At 68.3% G+C, this 2,319-nt stretch carries 2 protein-coding genes; both read right to left on the reverse strand.

The window, feature by feature from the left end; all coding sequences use genetic code 11:
* A partial coding sequence (locus EN781_RS30890) for an amidase (protein ID WP_127400650.1) occupies positions 1 to 1,259 on the reverse strand: 1,259 nt, incomplete at its 3' end.
* A 105-nt stretch (positions 1,260 to 1,364) separates the two neighbouring features.
* The coding region (locus tag EN781_RS30895; protein ID WP_145965727.1) for a WD40 repeat domain-containing protein at positions 1,365 to 2,319 on the reverse strand (955 nt) is incomplete at its 5' end.

The following is a 2,319-nucleotide window of genomic DNA, read 5'->3' on the forward strand; positions in this document are numbered from 1 at the left end:
CCCTGCTTCGCCCGCTCGACATATTCGGCGAGGTCGAAGCCGTCGTCGCCATAGCGGTCGGGCAGCGCGCCCGGCGGCTGCGGGAAGATTTTTGCGCCGTCGACCGAGGCGAGATCGGGAATCGCCGGATCGGCGTTGGCGCGCAAAAAATCGTCCCAGGACCAGATGCAAAGGTCCCAGATCTCGCGGGCGGGGAAATCCTCAGGCACCAGCCCGCGCTCAACCATGGCCTTCGCGCCGGGACGGTCGCGCTCATAGTTGGAGACGACGGGGAAGTCGACCTCGACCACCTCGGCGCCGAGTGCTTCGAGGTCGGCCGCGGCCTGCCGCCAGAGGTCGAGCACCGAGGCGCGCGTCTCGATCGGCTTTGCTGCTTGCGCGTCGCGGCCGACATACATTCTGGGCACGCCGAGCCGCTTGCCCTCGAGCGCACCCGCCAGTGCCAACCCGGCGTAGCTCGCCGGCCTCAGCGCCGAGGCTTTCGGGATCGGCACCCAGGGCTGCATGCGCCAGAGGTCGCCGCGCGTTTCGGCATCGTCGGCGACGATCACGTCGAGCAGTTCCAGCATGTCGGCGACGGAGCGCGTATGCGGCACCACCACGTCCATGGTCGGCACCAATGGCCAGTTGCCGCGCACCGAAATAATGCCGCGCGAGGGCGTGTAGGCGACCAGCGCGTTGTTGGAGGCCGGCGCGCGGCCGGACGACCAGGTTTCCTCGCCGAGGCCGAAAGCGGCGAAGCTGGCGGCCGTCGCTGTGCCCGAGCCATTGGAGGAACCGGAGCCGAAAGCAGCGGTCAGATAATCCGCATTGTAAGGGCTCTCGGCGCGGCCATAGACGCCGCGCTGCATGCCGCCATTGGCCATCGGCGGCATGTTGGTGAGACCGACCAGCACCGCGCCCGCCGCGCGCAGGCGCGCTATGGTGAAGGCGTCTTCATTGGCGACGAGTTGTTCGAAGGCGGGCGAGCCGGCGGCGACCGTCAGGCCCCTCACCTTGTAGCTGTCCTTGGCGGTGTAGGAGATGCCGTCGAGCGGCCCGAGTGTTTTGCCCTCACGCCGCCGTCGGTCGGAAGCCGCCGCGTCCGCGAACAGGTCGGGGTTGAGCACCGGTACGGCGTTGAGCGCGATGCCGTGGCGGTCGTAGCGCGCGATACGCCGCAAGTAAGCGCCGACCAGTTCGACGCTGGTGACGGTGCCGTCCTCCAGCGCGCGGCGCAGGTCGGCGATCGAGGCTTCGACGAGGTGGAGGTCGGGCATGGTGAATTGCGGCTCGTCATGTTCATTGCTGCATAGCAGGCATACATATGCAGGTCGCGTTCCGTCACACCAGAGGGGGTGCCTAGGCGCCGAGCTGCGAAGCGATCACTCCGGCGCGCCCGCGAACAGCACCACCCCCTCGCCGCCGGCCGCCGGCCAGTCGCGGATGGTGCGGTCGTAGCCGCCGGTGAGCAGCGTGCCGTCGGCGGCGAAGGCGACCGCGTAGATCGGGCCGGTGCCGGGGTCGAACTCGGCGATCTGGTCGCCGGTGTCCATGTTCCAGATGCGCGCCGTGCCGTCGAGCGAGACCGATGCAAGCCGCTTGCCGTCGGGGGACAGCGCGATTTCATAGACGGTGCCGGAATGGCCTTCGAAGCGGCGCACTTCCCTGAAGCTGTCGAGGTCCCAGAGCTTGATCGTGTAGTCGCCGCTGCCGGTCACCGCATGGTGCCCGTCAGCGGTGAAGACGGCGCCATAGGCGCCCTGCTCGTGCCCGTGCCAGCTGCGCAGTTGCTTGCCCGAAACAATGTCCCAGAGTTTCAGCTCGCCATCGATGCTGCCCGACAGGGCTTTCGTGCCGTCGGGCGAGACGGCGACCGCGCTCACCGACCAGTCATGGCCGGGCAGTACATGCAGCACACCACCCTTTTCGAGATTCCAGACGATGACGGCACCGGTGTCGTGGCCGCTGACGGCCAGCCTGCCGTCGGAGCTGATCGCCAGGTTCCTGGCACCGCCGTTCTGGCCCGCGGAAAAGACGTGCAGCACAGCGCCGTCGGCAAGCTTCCGCAGCACGATCTCGCCGTCGTCGCTGGCGGTCAGCGCGCTTTTGCCGTCGGGCATGAACAGCGCCGTGCGCGCCATGTCCTTGTGCTCACCCAGATTGCGGATCAGCCGCTTGCCGTCGATGTCCCAGAGCTTGATCATGCGGTCGGTGCTGGCGCTCATGATCTCGCGCCCGTCTTGCGAGACCGCCAGCCAGACAACGGCGTCGCGATGGCCCTCAGCCTGGGTCGGCAGCGGCGGCGGCGCGGGCGGCAGCGGAGCTACGGTCTCGGGC

Source organism: Mesorhizobium sp. M4A.F.Ca.ET.090.04.2.1 (genome assembly GCF_003999085.1).
GTDB lineage: Bacteria > Pseudomonadota > Alphaproteobacteria > Rhizobiales > Rhizobiaceae > Mesorhizobium.